Annotated in this window: 14 protein-coding genes; 5 read left to right on the forward strand and 9 right to left on the reverse strand. The window is 62.0% G+C overall.

Annotated features, from left to right (window positions below):
* Positions 1-154 precede the first annotated feature (154 nt).
* Together NKH06_RS20485 and NKH06_RS20490 are read left to right on the forward strand one after the other, a co-directional pair.
* Entirely contained in the window at positions 155-388 is a 234-nt protein-coding gene (locus NKH06_RS20485; protein ID WP_352442418.1) for a DUF1289 domain-containing protein, read from the forward strand.
* 7 nt (positions 389-395) lie between these two features.
* On the forward strand, positions 396-1,100 hold the full coding sequence (locus NKH06_RS20490; RefSeq protein WP_023813938.1) for a TIGR02281 family clan AA aspartic protease: 705 nt from the start codon (positions 396-398) through the stop codon (positions 1,098-1,100).
* A gap of 10 nt (positions 1,101-1,110) precedes the next feature.
* Here NKH06_RS20490 and dusA read toward each other — a convergent pair whose 3' ends face one another.
* On the reverse strand, positions 1,111-2,109 hold the full coding sequence (gene dusA / locus NKH06_RS20495; RefSeq protein ID WP_352893795.1) for a tRNA dihydrouridine(20/20a) synthase DusA: 999 nt from the start codon (positions 2,107-2,109) through the stop codon (positions 1,111-1,113).
* Positions 2,110-2,351: 242 nt separating this feature from the next.
* Positions 2,352-4,334 (reverse strand): BTAD domain-containing putative transcriptional regulator, encoded by a 1,983-nt coding sequence (locus NKH06_RS20500; RefSeq protein WP_352442416.1) that lies wholly within the window; start codon positions 4,332-4,334, stop codon positions 2,352-2,354.
* Positions 4,335-4,485: 151 nt separating this feature from the next.
* Here NKH06_RS20500 and NKH06_RS20505 point away from each other — a divergent pair, with 151 nt between their 5' ends.
* Genes NKH06_RS20505 through NKH06_RS20515 form a run of 3 tightly spaced genes read left to right on the forward strand, consistent with a single transcriptional unit; the run spans position 4,486 to position 7,141 of the window.
* The gene (locus NKH06_RS20505) at positions 4,486-5,484 is read left to right on the forward strand and encodes a DMT family transporter (RefSeq protein WP_128303642.1); all 999 of its coding nucleotides are present in this window, start codon (positions 4,486-4,488) and stop codon (positions 5,482-5,484) included.
* Positions 5,468-6,298 carry a hypothetical protein gene (locus NKH06_RS20510; protein ID WP_245273307.1) on the forward strand — a complete coding sequence of 277 codons (831 nt, stop codon included), beginning with the start codon at positions 5,468-5,470 and terminating at the stop codon, positions 6,296-6,298. Before NKH06_RS20505 ends, NKH06_RS20510 begins: the two co-directional genes overlap by 17 nt.
* A 30-nt stretch (positions 6,299-6,328) precedes the next feature.
* Entirely contained in the window at positions 6,329-7,141 is an 813-nt protein-coding gene (locus NKH06_RS20515) for a DUF1194 domain-containing protein (protein WP_502902487.1), read from the forward strand.
* A gap of 102 nt (positions 7,142-7,243) precedes the next feature.
* Here the strand turns inward: NKH06_RS20515 and NKH06_RS20520 are convergent, their stop codons facing one another.
* The 7 genes from NKH06_RS20520 to NKH06_RS20550 all read right to left on the reverse strand — a co-directional run bounded on the left by NKH06_RS20520 (position 7,244) and on the right by NKH06_RS20550 (position 14,248).
* Positions 7,244-7,546, reverse strand: coding sequence for a DUF982 domain-containing protein (locus NKH06_RS20520; protein ID WP_352893797.1), 303 nt, complete (start codon positions 7,544-7,546; stop codon positions 7,244-7,246).
* 138 nt (positions 7,547-7,684) lie between these two features.
* Complete coding sequence (locus tag NKH06_RS20525; RefSeq protein ID WP_128303671.1) at positions 7,685-8,671, reverse strand: ABC transporter ATP-binding protein; 987 nt, start codon at positions 8,669-8,671, stop codon at positions 7,685-7,687.
* Between the two features lie 8 nt (positions 8,672-8,679).
* Positions 8,680-9,639 carry an ABC transporter ATP-binding protein gene (locus NKH06_RS20530; RefSeq protein WP_013531724.1) on the reverse strand — a complete coding sequence of 320 codons (960 nt, stop codon included), beginning with the start codon at positions 9,637-9,639 and terminating at the stop codon, positions 8,680-8,682.
* Positions 9,636-10,607, reverse strand: coding sequence for an ABC transporter permease (locus NKH06_RS20535; RefSeq protein ID WP_023813929.1), 972 nt, complete (start codon positions 10,605-10,607; stop codon positions 9,636-9,638). The genes NKH06_RS20530 and NKH06_RS20535 overlap by 4 nt, the downstream gene beginning before the upstream one ends.
* Positions 10,607-11,623, reverse strand: a complete 1,017-nt coding sequence (locus NKH06_RS20540) for an ABC transporter permease (RefSeq protein WP_023813928.1) — start codon at positions 11,621-11,623, stop codon at positions 10,607-10,609. The genes NKH06_RS20535 and NKH06_RS20540 overlap by 1 nt, the downstream gene beginning before the upstream one ends.
* A gap of 39 nt (positions 11,624-11,662) precedes the next feature.
* The gene (locus tag NKH06_RS20545) at positions 11,663-13,324 is read right to left on the reverse strand and encodes an ABC transporter substrate-binding protein (RefSeq protein WP_023813927.1); all 1,662 of its coding nucleotides are present in this window, start codon (positions 13,322-13,324) and stop codon (positions 11,663-11,665) included.
* 18 nt (positions 13,325-13,342) lie between these two features.
* On the reverse strand, positions 13,343-14,248 hold the full coding sequence (locus NKH06_RS20550; RefSeq protein WP_352893799.1) for a proline iminopeptidase-family hydrolase: 906 nt from the start codon (positions 14,246-14,248) through the stop codon (positions 13,343-13,345).
* Positions 14,249-14,269: the final 21 nt, after the last annotated feature.

Consider the following 14,269-nt stretch of genomic DNA (forward strand, 5'->3'; position numbering starts at 1 on the left):
CCTTGCGAGGTTGGCACAACCTCCGGGATGATGGGCCTGCATTTGACGCAAAGCCGGCCCCGAAGGGCGCAATCGCGAGGGCTTGCATTGGCTTTGCCGTTGCACCATGTGGAGGTGGAACAAGGGATTCCGGATGGAAGCCCAAGAGAAAGTCATGACGGTCATCGAATCCCCGTGCATCCTGGTCTGTTCGATCGACATGAAAACCGGCTTCTGTTTCGGTTGCGGCCGCACGCGCGAGGAAATCGGCGCCTGGATCGGGATGACGACGGAAACGCGCCGCAGCGTCATGGCGCAATTGCCGGCCCGGCTGGAAACGGTCGAGCGCCGGCCGCGCCGGGAAACGCGCCGCACCCGCATGACGCGCGAACGCGACGCGCTATCGTGAGGTGCGGATGAGCCGGTTGTTCTGGATCTTGATGGCCGCGATCGGGGTGGGAGCAGTCCTGCTCATGCTCAACGATTCCGCCGGCAGCACGCTCGGCGTCGAGAACAACGATTTCAGCCGACTGATCTGGCTCGGCGCCTTTGGCGCCCTTGTCGGCGCCGGCCTGCTTCGCTCGGGCCGGCCCCTGGGCGCCATGGCCCGCAACCTCGGCGCCTGGGCGGCGATCGCACTCGCGCTGATCGCTGGCTACCAATATCGCTATGAGTTGCAGGATGTCGCCAGCCGGGTGACCGCGGGCCTTGTTCCCGGCAGCCCGCTTGCGCTCGGCGTCGAAGACGGTCACGCCACGGTGACGCTCGACAAGGCCGACAACGGCCATTTCGAAGCGCGCATCCTGGTCAACGGCAACCCGGTCCGGGCCGTGGTGGATACGGGTGCAACCAGCACCGTGCTGACGTCACAGGATGCGCAGGCCGCCGGATTCAATCCGGCCGCGCTCAACTACACCATACCGGTTTCGACCGCCAACGGCATGGCACGCGCCGCGGCCGTGAAAACCGATCAGATTGCGATCGGCGGCATCATGCGCAGGGATATGTCGGTGATGATCGCCGCACCCGGCATGCTCAGCCAGAGCCTGCTCGGCATGAACTTCATCGGTTCATTGTCGGGTTTTGACGTGCGCGGCGACCGCATGATCCTCAGGGATTGATCTCCAAAACTCAAGCCGCTTCGGCTGCTGCTCCACCGAACTCGACGGCCGCGAAAGCCGTCTTCAGCACGTCCGGGCCGGCGCCGGGTTTTGTCGCGTCGGTGGACAGGGTCTGCCGGTAGCGGCGCGCACCGGGCAGGCCATGGAACAGTCCGACCATATGGCGGGTGACATGGCCAAGCCGGCCACCCTGCTCGATATGGCGTGCCGCATAGTCCGCCATGGTATCGATCAGCGCGGCAAAATCGAACGGCTCGGACTGGACGCCGTAGAAAGCGGCATCGACGCCGGCCAGAATGCCGGGCGTGTGGTAGGCGGCGCGGCCAAGCATGGCGCCATCGACATGGTCGAGATGCGCCTGGGCCTCTTCAATCGACTGAATTCCACCATTTATGCCTATGAATTTGTTGTTCTTTTTTGCCTTCAGTCGATAGACTCTGCTGTAATCGAGCGGCGGGATGTCTCGGTTTTCCTTGGGACTCAGCCCTTCCAGCCACGCCTTGCGTGCATGCACCCACAACGCGTCGGCGCCGGCATCGAAAACCCCATCCGCCAGCGCATCGAGGGCTGGTTCCGGGTCCTGCTCGTCGACGCCGATGCGGCATTTGACGGTGACGGGAATTGTCACCGCCGCCTTCATCGCTGCGACGCAGCCGGCGACGAGGTCCGGCACCTTCATCAGGCAGGCGCCGAACGTGCCCGACTGAACGCGGTCCGACGGACAGCCGACATTGAGGTTGATCTCGTCATAGCCAAAAGCCTCGCCGATGCGGGCAGCCTCGGCGAGCTTTTCACGATCAGAGCCGCCGAGCTGCAGCGCGACCGGATGTTCCGTCGCATCGAAGCCGAGCAGCCGCTCGCGCGCGCCGTGAATGACCGCGTCGGCCACCACCATCTCGGTGTAAAGCAGTGCATGGCTCGTCAACTGGCGGTGGAAGAACCGGCAATGCCGGTCCGTCCAGTCCATCATGGGGGCTATGGCTATCCTAAACCTTTGATAATCTTGCATATTTAGTAACTTCAATAGGTTAAATCGTATCGTATGAACTCTATCACGTGCCATGATAGGCCAAGCTGCAAATTCGGCGGATGACTGGCTGGCGCGACGGCGTGCGGCGCGACTAGCTCAATCGCAGGGGTAGCTTATAGGTCGACCTGGCCGGAATTGCCAACGCGTCATCTGCTTTCGATGCCTGGGCGGAGGATGGAACCCTCCAGTTTCGTATGATGGTGTCTGCGCCAAAGATGTGGCTAGGAACTGGGAAGGCCAGCCCTCGACAGCATCTCAAGGAACCGGGAATGGTGATGATCCTTCACATAGCGCGGCACAAAGCCAGGGCAGACATTGCTCAGATTGAGATGCGGAAGTTGTGACAGGCAATGGTGGATGGCTCGGGACGCTTCTTCGTTGTTCCCGGTGGCCGACGCGGTCGCGGCCCAATAAAGGGCACCGCGAACGAAGCCCGGCTTTGTCCTGACCACTTTGCGGGCGGCTTCGAGCGCCCGCTGGTTGTCTCCGCCAGCGAAGAGCGCCACAACCAGGCCGTGGTGGCGCCAGAAGTCGATCACATCGTGCGTTCCGAGCCGGATTGCTTCGTTGGCCTCGCGCACCGCTTCGTCGACCTGTCCGCGCAACGCAAAGAGCATCGAAATATCGCCGTGGCCAGTCGGGTAGCTTGGGTTGAGGCTGATCGCGTGGCGGCATTCGGCGATCGCCTCGTCGATACGACCGCAACTTTCGAGAGCGAACGACAAGATACATCGGGCAATTTCATCGTCCGGCACCGCGCGCACCGCAGCTTCCGCAAGCTCGACCGCACGCTCGATCACCCCTCGCTCCCGAGGCAGCGCACCAAACGCCACGCCCATGGATATTACGATCGAGAGCGTCCGCTTTGCACGAGCGTTGTCGGGACCTATCGAGAAGGCCTTCTCGGCAAGCTCAATCCCGATCAAAAGTGAGTCCCGAGTCATCTCAAAATATTTCATGAGGGCTTCGTTGACCAGCCTGCGCACTTCAGGGGTCCCCGGCGGGCTTTTGTCTCGAACCTTCCAGTTGGTCAGTTGAAGTTCGAGGATCACGGCAAGAACAACAGACTGTGCGATCCTGTCCTGGAATTCGAGCGCGTTCTCGGAGTGGCCGTCGAACTTCTGGGCCCAGACGTGGTGGCCGCCGGCGGCGTCGACGAGCTGGACATTTACCCTCAACCCATTGCCAGATCTCTGGACGCTGCCGCTGAGCATATATCGCGCCCGGAGTGTCCCTGGCGTCTTGGCTTCTTCGCCTGGGCCGCTCTTCTCGGGCGGAAGCGCGGCGAGCACGACATAATCGGCCACTTCGGAAAGGGCCGTCGTGATGTCCTGGACAAGTCCCTTGGCGAAAAAGTCGTCGCCTTGCTTTCCAGTCAGATTGACGAAGTCGGCAACGCTGATGGACGGACGCCCAAGGCGCTGGCTGGCCGGAACACCACTTGTCGACTGCACATTTGAAGCGTCATCGGCGGCAAGCAACAGAGATTGCCAAAGCGCCCGCGTTTCAGTGCCGGCTTCGACGCCGAACTCCTTCTTCAGCATGCTTCTGCAAGCTTCGTATGTCCTGATTGCCCTGTCGCGTTGCCCGCATGCGAGCAGCAATTCCATCTTGAGCCGATAGGATTCTTCCCGTGTCGGTTCCATGCTCAGAATACGATCGGCCAGGATCAGCCCGGCATCGGGGTCGACGAGACGGGCCAGTTTTTCGAAGGACTCAAGCGCGCGGCCGAGCAGCCTGTCGCGTTCCGATGTGATCCAGTCATCGAACGCATTGCTTCCCAGATAAAGCCCGTCGAGGAAGGGCCCGGTGTAGTTCGCCAAGGCCTTCGCGAGGTCCTGAGCGGAACGGGCCGAGAGACCCGTTTCGAACTTCTCCACGTCGATTTGAAAGGCCTCTGGCCTCAGGGCGATCAGCTCACCGCTGGAATGGATGAGATCCACCCCTTCTCGCGCCAGATCCTGGCGCAGGACACTGAGGGCTTGCCGAAGGCTGTTGCGCGAATGTTCGCCGTCACTGTCGCCCCATAGGAGGTCAGCCAGCCTCTCCCGCGTCGCCGCCATGCCCGGACACCGGGCCAGATAGGCGATGATTGCCGGCCCTCGTTTCCCGGTCAGCCGAAGCGGACCGGCCGTTTCATTTTCAATCCGGAAACCGCCGAAGAGTGAGATTCTATTTGCAGCGCCCCTGTCCTCACTTTGCATTTGCTATCCCAGCCTGACGAAATCCTAACTCAAAACTAACGCTTCGCAACAGTCGGCCTTCGCGCTCAAGCGCTGCCGTAACGGCAGGCTGTTTAGGCTTTGCTAAATTAAAGTGACCAAGTCAACGAAAGGCTTGGTTCGAGGGGGACGCGTGTCCAGGACAAGAGCCAATTTGCTGCTGCTATTCGCAGCCGCTTTGTGGGGCTTCGGCAATGTCTCGCAAAAGATGGTGCTTGTGCATCTCGACGCGCTGAGTGCGGTGGGTCTGCGCTGCCTGATCGGCGGCCTGCTTGTGTTGCCCTTTGTCTTGATGGAGAGGCGGCTTCCGCTCGGGCCGGACTATTTTTCCAGCTTGGCCAAGGTGTGCGCGCTGTTTGCCATCTCCATCACGCTCCAGCAGCTTTGCTATCTCGGCGCCTCCGTCACCAATGCGAGCTTCCTGGTCAGCACGGCAACGGTAATGACACCGCTGGCCGCCTGGTTTCTCATAGGCGAACGTCCGACGCCGAGTCTCACGGTCGCCGCCGGGCTGACCGTTGTTGGAGCCCTGCTGTTGTCGGATGGGATCGCCGGGCTCAGCAGCGGCGATCTCACCGCTGTCCTCTCGGCTGCCTGCTATGCGCTCTGGGCAGTCGAGCTGGGCCGGCACATGCAGGTGCATGCGCGGCCGTTCACCGCAGCCGCGACACAGTTCTTCGGCGCCGCAGCCTTCGCCCTGCCGCTCGGCGCAATGCAAGGCAATCTGTCGTTGGCCGCCGCATTCGCAGCCGGCCCGGAACTGGCGATCCTCGGCGTGTTCTCCACTGCGATTGCCTTCGGCATACAGACGGTTGCCCTCCGCTTTACGCCGGCCAGCCACGCCGCCGTGATCGTCAGCGCAGAAAGCGTTTTCGGGGCGCTGGGCGCGGCGATCTTTCTCGGCGAGCGGAGCTCGTCCGCGAGCGCATTGGGTGCCGCCATCATTCTGGGTGCGATCCTGTCCGTGGCACTGTCGAACCGAGCGCCGCAGGCACGCACGTCCTTGCGAACCGCTTCGGTTCAACCCTCCGACGGGGCCCCTGCCTTTGCAGCTGCCGCCGCAAATTGGGCAGGCGATCGTCACCCCAACAATTCAGGTCCAGTGGAGGAATGTGATGACCCTTGCCGGTGATGCGAAACCTATTCCGGCCCCGGCTGCCGCCCGACACGGGGCCAGTGGCGTCGATCAGCCAGGCGGCGGTGGCCTTGCCGATGGCGGCAGGACTTGTCGTGGGGGCGCAGTGATGGACGCGCGGACGATCCTTCTTCCTATCGCACATTTGGTTTCGGCGCTTCGCGCCCGCATGAAGGGACCGGGCGGCTATTACAACAGCGGTAACGCGCTCGGCCTCATTGTCGGTCTCGCGATCCAGATTGCTACCGCGCCGGTCGGCTTGCATGAGGGAAGCAGCGTCACCATGGCGGTGATCGAATATTTCGCCGGCAGCCATGGCACTGTTGCGCTGACCTTGACCACCCTGGTCTTCTTCTGGGGCGGCGAGGCCTATCACCGGGCCTGGGCAAGGCCGGATGCTCCCGATCCCACCCTCAACCGTCTGGGCGACTTCCTGTCGGGTCTGGGTGCGATCGGACTCGGTATTGCCCTGTTGCTGCTCGGCGATCCATTGCTTGCGGCGACCTCTGGCCTGCTCCATGCCCTGGGCAAATTCGGCAGCACCTTCCACAGGCCCGGCACGCCAATTCCGATGTGGCCGGCCGCTTGGCCCGATCCGTTCCGCAGTGCGGTGCTCGCCAGCCGGTTGCCGGCAATGCTGGCGACGACCGTCGCCCTCGGCCGAGCTCTGCCGGAGGTCTGGTCGGGCGGGTCCTTCGCGGCACTCGCCATGCCGCTGACCTTGCTCGGCTGTTATCTTTTGTGGACCAAGGCCGATCTGCTGCTGTTCGGGGTGGGTGCCAAGGCGCCCCGCCAAATTTCCACATGTTGAGCTCGCTTTTTGAAACGACCGGATGTCGAGATGGAGAATGACATGTTTGGCAGTGTATATCATCAGGACGCCGCCCCCCTATCCTTTCGTGAACGGGTACGGACGAAAGGTTGGGGCATTCTGACGCCGGTCAGTTCAATCTCGAGAGTGACAGGAATAGTCGCAGCTTCGATGTTTTGGGCGATCTCTGCCCATGCCGCGAACGTTGACGTCGCCATCGTGTTCGCGGTCGACTTCTCGTCGTCGATCGATCCAAAGATCGCCGATATGCAACGCGAGGGACATGCCGCGGCACTCACCTCGCCAGAGATCATCGCCGCTATCAGCCGGAATTACGTTGGCTGCATCGGCGTTGCCTATTTTGAATGGTCGAGCCCCGGACACGCACGCGTCGTGCTGCCCTGGACAAGCATCTGCGGACTGGAAGATGCCAAAGCGGCGGCAGCGGTGATCAGCAGGAAAGGCGATACCGGCTTCATCCGCAGAGGGCGTGGCGGAACATCCGTTTCCTCGGCTATCGACATCGGCAGTCTCCTGCTCGACCGGTTCCCGGGAAAGGCGGCCAAGAAAGTCATCGATATCTCTTCCAACGGCGAGAACAACGACGGGCTTCCCGTCCAGCCGAGCAGGTCGAACGCCATAGCCAAGGGATATACGATCAACGCCATCGCCATCCCGACGGAGGATGAGAATCCCGGCGAACCTCTGGCATCCTATTTTGCCAAATCGGTGATTGGCGGTTCCCAAGCCTTCGTCATGACGCCAAAGGGGCCAGACGACTACACCATGGCGCTTCGCCGCAAGCTCGTGACCGAAGTAAGCATGAACGACCGTCCACTGTGAAAGTGTGCCATGCAGGACGAACTTCGATACGTCAAACCGAGCGCGGCACAAGGTCCCGCGCCTTGCGGCGCGGGACCTTGTGGGGACCGTCAGGACAACAGCCTATCGCCGCAACGCGTGTACGCTTGCCTTGCTTTCGCCGGGCACCGGCAACGCCATGTCGTCATCGAGAAGACGCGTGATGCGGGCAAAGCCGGTGAACGCTTTCCTTGCTTCCTCGGTCGACATCTGGCCCGACAAGGCGGCCGAGCAACAATTCAGCGCGCACTGATAAACCGGACCGCGCCGTCCCGTCGGCCATTTCCGCAAGAACATCATGGCTTCGGCAACATTATCGATTTCTTCCAAAGGGTGTCCCTGCCCGCGCGAAATCCGCACGGGCGAAAAGAAATGCAATTGATCCATCGCTTCCTCCCGGTCGACCGCAATGCGCTCGATCGAACCCCACCAAACGCGCCAATAGCCAGTTGGTTCCAGGCAAAAATGGAATTTTTTAGAAATCTGTCAGGCGAAGGCGATCACCCGTGCGGTGGTGAGTGTCGCCTACATCGTGGGGAAGTGGCAGGCGACTTTGCGACCGGGCCGGTATTCCCGTAACTGCGGCCGCTCCGAACGGCAGCGCTCCGCCGCGATCGGGCATCGGGGATGGAAACGGCAGCCGGTTGGAGGGTTCAGCGGGCTCGGTACGTCGCCGGTGAGGATGATGCGCTTGCGCGTCCCACCGAGCGTCGTCTCCACGAGGGGAACCGCCGAGATCAGCGCCTGGCTATAGGGATGGGCTGGTGCTGCAAACACTTCTTCCGCCGGCCCTTCTTCGACGATCGAGCCGAGATACATGACCGCGATGCGGGTTGAAACCTGACGTACCACAGACAGGTCGTGGGCGATGAAGATGTAAGTGAGGTTGAGCTTCTCCTGCAGATCGGCGAGCAGGTTGACGATTTGCGCCTGCACCGACACGTCGAGCGCAGAGACGGGTTCGTCCAGGACCACAAGGTCCGGATTCAATGCAATAGCCCGCGCGATGCCGACGCGCTGGCGTTGTCCGCCGGAAAATTCGTGCGGAAACCGCATGACGTGATCCGGCAGCAAGCCGACAAGGTCGAACAGTTCCGCCACGCGTTTGGTGATCTCGCTCGACGAGAGCCTGCCATGGATGCGCAGCGGCTCGGCCACCAGGTCGCCGACGCGCCGGCGCGGATTGAGCGATGCCGACGGATCCTGGAAAACCATTTGCAGGCGCCGCCGCAGCGGCCTGAGTTCAGACAGCGACTTCGAGGTGATGTCGTTGCCTTCGAACAGAAGCTCGCCGTCCGATATGTCGTAGAGCCTCACCAGACAGCGCGCCAGCGTGGACTTGCCGCATCCGGATTCGCCGACCAGCCCAACCGTCTCGCCGCGCCACACGGTCAGGGAAACATTGTCGACCGCATGGACGGTTCGCTTGCCCTCGGCAGAAAAGCGGCTGCCGATGGAAAAGCGCTTGCCCAGCGAACGCGTCTCGAGGATTGGGCGGTTCTTGTCGATCATCGGTCCGCTCATGCCTGTGCCACCCTGAAGCATGCCGCGGCATGGGTGCCGCTCCCGAGATCGGGCTTGCCGGCCTCGCAGGGTTCGTAGTGAACTGGACACCGCGGACCGAACGCACAGCCCTGCGGCAGTCGCAGCAATGATGGCGGCGAACCGGGAATGGCCGGCAGGCGCCGTGGTTTTTCGCCGGTCAGCGGCGGGATCGAACCCAGCAGCGCGCGCGTATAGGGGTGTCGCGGATCGGAAAACAGCTCCGCGCGACTGCCGCGCTCCACCACGCGGCCGGCATACATGACCATGACCCGGTCGGCGAGTTCGGAGACCACGCCCATGTCATGCGTGATGAAGACGACCGCCGACTTGTGCGTCGCGCGCAGCTTGCGCACCAGATCGAGAATGCCGGCCTGTACGGTGACGTCGAGCGCCGTGGTCGGTTCGTCGGCCACCAGAAGCGCCGGATTGCAGGACAAGGCCATTGCGATCACCGCCCGTTGACGCATGCCTCCGGACAGTTGGTGCGGGTAGCGCGACATCGCCTCGTGCGGGTTCGGAAAATTCACCTCGGCCAGCAGTTCCTCGACGCGCTCCATCGCCTTGGACTTGCTGATGTTGCGATGCGCGCGGATCTGTTCGGCAATCTGCCAGCCGATCGTGTAGACAGGCGTCAATGCGGTCATCGGATCCTGGAAGATCATCGCGATCTCGTTGCCGCGCAGCCGCCTGAGTTCGCGTGCGGGCAGTCCCACGAGTTCGCGGCCCTTGTAGCGGATCGACCCTTCGATGGTGGCGTTGGGATCGGTGATGAGACCCATGACGGCCAGCAGCGACACGGTCTTGCCGGAACCGGACTCGCCGACGACACCGAGGATCTCGCTCTCCTCGAGGTCGAAGGAAACGCCATCGATGGCCCGCACCAGGCCATCATTTGTGCGGAAGGAAACTCTGAGGTCGCGCACCGACAGTATCATGATGTCCTCAGGCGCGGATCGAGAAGGATGTAGACGAAATCGACGACCGCATTGGCGATAACCACGAACATGGACGCATACATCACCGTCGCCATGATCATCGGCAGATCGAGATTCTGCAGAGCGTCATAAGTGAGCTTGCCGATGCCGTGCAGCCCGAACACCACCTCTGTGAGCAAGGCCGAGCCTCCCACCAGCGCGCCGAAATCCAGGCCGAACAGAGTGACGAAGGCGATGAGCGACGTGCGCAAGGCATGGCGCAGCAGGATGCGGGTTTCCGACAGCCCCTTGGCCCGGGCCGTGCGGATATAGTCTTCCTGCAGCGATTCGATGATTGCCGCGCGCAGCACGCGCCCGTAAATGCCGATATAGAGAATGGACAGTGTGATCCAGGGAATGACCAGGGTCAGAAACCAGCCCTTCGGATCGTCGGAGAAATTCTTGTAGCCGAGCGGTGGCACCCAGGAGAACGCCCAGCTGTCGTGGTAGCGGCTCTGGGTGATCAGGTTCATCACTTCGCCCAGCCAGTACACCGGCATCGAAATACCGAGCAGCCCCAGCGCCATCAGCAGCTTGTCCAGCCAGCTGCCGCGCGTCGCGGCGGCGGCGATGCCGATGATGATGGAGACGACCACCCACAGGATCGCCGCTCCGAACACCAGCGAGAGTGTAACCGGGATCGAATCCATGACCGCCGGCACCACCTTCCAGCCACGATTGACGAAGGAGGTCAGATCGCCGGTGACGAAGATCTTCTCCATCATCGTCACATATTGCACGTAGAGCGGCCGGTCGAAGCCGAAGCTGTGGCGTACCGCCTCCAGCACTTCGGGCGATGCATTGCGGCCGGCGATGCGCGCCGCCGGGTCGGCGCCCGGCGTTGCGAAGAAAATCAGGAAGACGATGACCGAGATGCCGAACATCACGAACAGCATCTGGCCGAACCGGCGCAGGATTGCGTAGATCATCAGTCGCGCCCCAGCCGAACCTTGGAGCGCGGGTCGAGCGCGTCGCGCAGGCCGTCGCCAAAGACATTGAGCGCCATGACGGAAACCGCGATCGCCAGCCCCGGCACCAGCGCCACCAATGGCCTGGTGTAAAGCAGCGCCTGTCCGTCCTGGATGATGGTGCCCCAGCTCGCGGCCGGCGGCTGCACGCCGATCGAAAGGAAGGAAAGGGCTGATTCCGTAAGCATGTTCAGCGCCATCATCAGCGGCACGAAGACGATGAGCGTGGTGGTGACGTTGGGCAGGATGTCGCGCCACAGGATGCGCCATCCCGGCACGCCCAGATTGATCGCGGCCAGCACGAACTCGCTTTTACGCAGTGCCAGAACCTGCCCGCGGATTGGGCGGGCCACATAGGGCACGTAGACGATGCCGATGATGATGACAGGCAGCCACAGACTGCCGGACTCGATCTGGATCGGACCGATCGTGATGCCATGCGCGATGGTGACGATGGAGAGCGAAATCGCCAGCAGATAGATCGGGAACGCCCACAGTATGTCGAGGAAGCGCGACAGCACCGTGTCGGTGACGCCGCCGAAATAGCCGGCGATCAATCCCGCCGCCGTGCCCAGGATCAGGGTGAAGATAGTGGCTGCTCCGGAGATCAACAACGAGCTCAGCCCGCCATAGAGCATCCTGGCCATGACATCGCGGCCCTGGCTGTCGGCGCCGAGGAAATAATTGCCCAGCCGCCAGGTCGGGCCGAGCGGTGTGTAGCCAAGCCCCAGCCCTTCCGTCGATTGTTCCATCACCGGAACGTCGGCACCGTCGATCTGGATGACGGCGTCGAGCGTCGAGGCGAAGGGATCCACGCCTGCCCATTTCGCATAAAGAGGCGCACTGAGGCAGGCAAGGACGATGAGGAGGAACACGGCCAGGGACGCCATGGCAGCCCCGTCCGTTGCCAGCTTCGCAAACGCGACGGCCCAGGGCCCTCGTGTCTTGCGCGGCATGGTGACAGCTTGGTTCGACACGCGCGTGCCTCTCCGCGGTTCGTTACTGCACCCAGGCCATTACTGTACCCAGGATTGGGTGATCATCCAGTTGAACTGCCGGTTGAACTTGAAATTGCCGAGACGTTTGCTGACAAAGTCGAGCCGCTTCGGCGTGAAGAGGCCGACGGCAGGTGCCTTGTCGGTGACCTGCCTGTCGATTTCAGCCCACATTTTGTCGGCGGCTTTCTGATCGGTGACGCCGAGGTCCAATGCCTTTTGCATCTTGGCGTCGATTTCCTTGTCGCAGAAGCCGGCGATGTTGATCGAGGCGTCCGAACCTTCACGGAAGGAGGCGCAGCTGAACAGGATGTTCAGGAAGTCCGAGGCCGCAGGATAGTCCTTGTACCACTGGGTGACGGACATCTGCACCTTGTTGTTGGTGTTCTGGATGTAGGTGAACTGGATGTTCGACGAGATCGGCTTGACGTCGGCGACATAGCCGATGCTGGTCAGCACGCTCTGCAGATAGACGCCGATGGACCGCGAAATGGCGGTGTCCTCGACGATGATCGTCACCTTCTGGCCCTTGGTGCCGGAGTCCTCGACGAGCTGCTTTGCCTTGTCGAGATCAGGAGCCGACCATTTGGCGCCCGGATTCTTGGTGAAGGGGCAATAGTCTTCATGGCCGGGGAAGTCCGGAGGCAGGACCTGGCAGACCGGCGAAGCCAGCACCTTGCCGCCGAACAGCTTGACCAGCGTGTTGCGATCGATCGCATAGGCAACGGCCTGGCGGGCTTTTTCATTGTCGAAGGGTGCGAGACGGTTGTTCAGCGGCGCGTACCACCACGCCGAAAGCGGTGAGATGTGCAGCTGGTCCATGGATTTGCTGCCCAGTTCGCCCAGGCGATCGCTGGGCAGAGCGTCGAACATCCAGTCCGCTTCGCCGTTCTGGATCGCGGTGACGGCTGCCTCTTCGGACAAGCCGAAATCATACTGGACGACATCCGGATAGCCGTCCGGCTGGGCTTCTTCGCTCCACTGCTTGAAATTGGGGTTGCGGGAAACCGTCATGCCCTTGTTGGGGTCGAAGGCCGAGATCGTGTACGCGCCGGTGCTGGGAATGGGCTTGGAACCCATGTCTTCTGCGGGCGTGTCCGCCGGCAGGACCACGGCATGCGGCAAGGCCAGCTTGTAGAGCAGTTCGGCATCCGGCTTGGTGATGTTGATGGTGATGGTGCCGGCCGCTTCGTCGCCGACAACGCCGCCTTCCAGCGTGCAGCTCTTGGTGTCGGCCAGGCATTTGTCGGCGCCGACGATGCCAGCATAGAACGTGCCGGAGGTGGGTCCGGAAACCTTGAAGATGCGCTGGAAGGAAGCGACGACGTCCTTCACGCCAAGATCCTGGCCGCTGGAGAACTTGATGCCCTTGCGCAGCTTGAAGGTGAAGGTCTTACCGTCATTGCTGACCTGCGGCAGGGCCTCGGCCAGATCGGGAACGATGGTGAAGCCGTCCATGCCCTCGGCCTTGCGGAAGGCCACCAGGCCGTCATAGATCGGCTGGTACATCTGCCAGCCCTGGTCCGTGTAATTGATGTGCGGATCGAGCGTTCCGGCCGCGGAGCGGGCCAGCAGGCGGATGGTGCCGCCCCGGTGCTCCTTGAGATATTCGGCCTGTGCCGGGGCCAGCCATGTACCGGCCAGCAATGCCGCGGCTGTTGCCGCCAGAAGCAGTTTCTTCATGTCTTGATTCCCCTTTTTTCAGTTATCGTTGTGGTCCAGGAAGTCTCCCACCACCCGCATGCACGCATCTTGCTCTTCGACATGCGGCATGTGGCTGGAATGCTCGAATATCTCCCAGCGAGACCCCTTGATGCCGTCCTTGTAGGGCTGCACGGTCGCGGGCGTGGCCTCGTCGTGACGTCCGGAGATGATCAATGTGGGAACATCGATGGCCGGCAGGCGCTCGACGATGCTCCAGTTCTTCAGCGTTCCGATGACATGGAACTCGTTCGGCCCATTCATCAGATTATAGACGGTCGGATTGCGCACGACCTGGGCGAAACTTTCCGTGACTTCGGGCGGGAAAGGCACGACCCGGCAGACATGCCGCTCGTAGAACACCATCGTCGCCGCCTGGTACGCCGCATCGTCCGTCGTGCCGGCCTGCTCGTGCCAGGTCAGAGTCTCCTGCACATCGGCGGGCAGATCCGCACGCAACCGGTTGGCCTCTTCGACCCACAGCTTCATGGACGCCGGTGAGTTGGCAATGGTCAGCGATTTCAGACCCTTCGGCCGCGTCACGGCATATTCGGCGCCCAGCATGCCGCCCCAGCTCTGGCCGAGCACGTGGAAGCCCGCCCGAATGCCGAGGTGGTCGATCAGGTTTTCAAGCTCGTCGATGAACAGCCCAGGTGTCCAGAAATCGGCGCCTTTCTCAGGCAGCAAGGTGGAATTGCCGCAGCCCAACTGGTCATAATGAATGACGGCGCGATCCCTTCGCGCAAGAAGCTTGTAGGCATCGACATAATTGTGGGCGACGCCCGGGCCGCCATGCAGGATCACCACCGGCGCCTTTTCGCCACCGAGTTCGCCACTGACCCGATACCAGGTCTCGTAGGCACCGAAAGCGCCCCGTCCTTCCATGCCGATGATCTCAGATGACATCCCAGTTCCCAGTGCGGTTGA

Origin of the sequence: Mesorhizobium sp. M1342, from assembly GCF_040317955.1 — a bacterium.
Lineage (GTDB): Bacteria > Pseudomonadota > Alphaproteobacteria > Rhizobiales > Rhizobiaceae > Mesorhizobium.

Excerpts from the sequence above, each read along its gene's own strand:
- NKH06_RS20545 (WP_023813927.1), bottom strand. The coding sequence starts at position 13,324 with ATGAAGAAACTGCTTCTGGCGGCAACAGCCGCGGCATTGCTGGCCGGT.
- NKH06_RS20525 (WP_128303671.1), bottom strand. The coding sequence starts at position 8,671 with ATGATCGACAAGAACCGCCCAATCCTCGAGACGCGTTCGCTGGGCAAG.
- NKH06_RS20500 (WP_352442416.1), bottom strand. The coding sequence starts at position 4,334 with ATGCAAAGTGAGGACAGGGGCGCTGCAAATAGAATCTCACTCTTCGGC.
- dusA (WP_352893795.1), bottom strand. The coding sequence starts at position 2,109 with ATGCAAGATTATCAAAGGTTTAGGATAGCCATAGCCCCCATGATGGAC.
- NKH06_RS20485 (WP_352442418.1), top strand. The coding sequence starts at position 155 with ATGACGGTCATCGAATCCCCGTGCATCCTGGTCTGTTCGATCGACATG.
- NKH06_RS20490 (WP_023813938.1), top strand. The coding sequence starts at position 396 with ATGAGCCGGTTGTTCTGGATCTTGATGGCCGCGATCGGGGTGGGAGCA.
- NKH06_RS20515 (WP_502902487.1), top strand. The coding sequence starts at position 6,329 with ATGGAGAATGACATGTTTGGCAGTGTATATCATCAGGACGCCGCCCCC.
- NKH06_RS20530 (WP_013531724.1), bottom strand. The coding sequence starts at position 9,639 with ATGATACTGTCGGTGCGCGACCTCAGAGTTTCCTTCCGCACAAATGAT.
- NKH06_RS20550 (WP_352893799.1), bottom strand. The coding sequence starts at position 14,248 with ATGTCATCTGAGATCATCGGCATGGAAGGACGGGGCGCTTTCGGTGCC.
- NKH06_RS20510 (WP_245273307.1), top strand. The coding sequence starts at position 5,468 with ATGACCCTTGCCGGTGATGCGAAACCTATTCCGGCCCCGGCTGCCGCC.
- NKH06_RS20535 (WP_023813929.1), bottom strand. The coding sequence starts at position 10,607 with ATGATCTACGCAATCCTGCGCCGGTTCGGCCAGATGCTGTTCGTGATG.
- NKH06_RS20520 (WP_352893797.1), bottom strand. The coding sequence starts at position 7,546 with ATGGATCAATTGCATTTCTTTTCGCCCGTGCGGATTTCGCGCGGGCAG.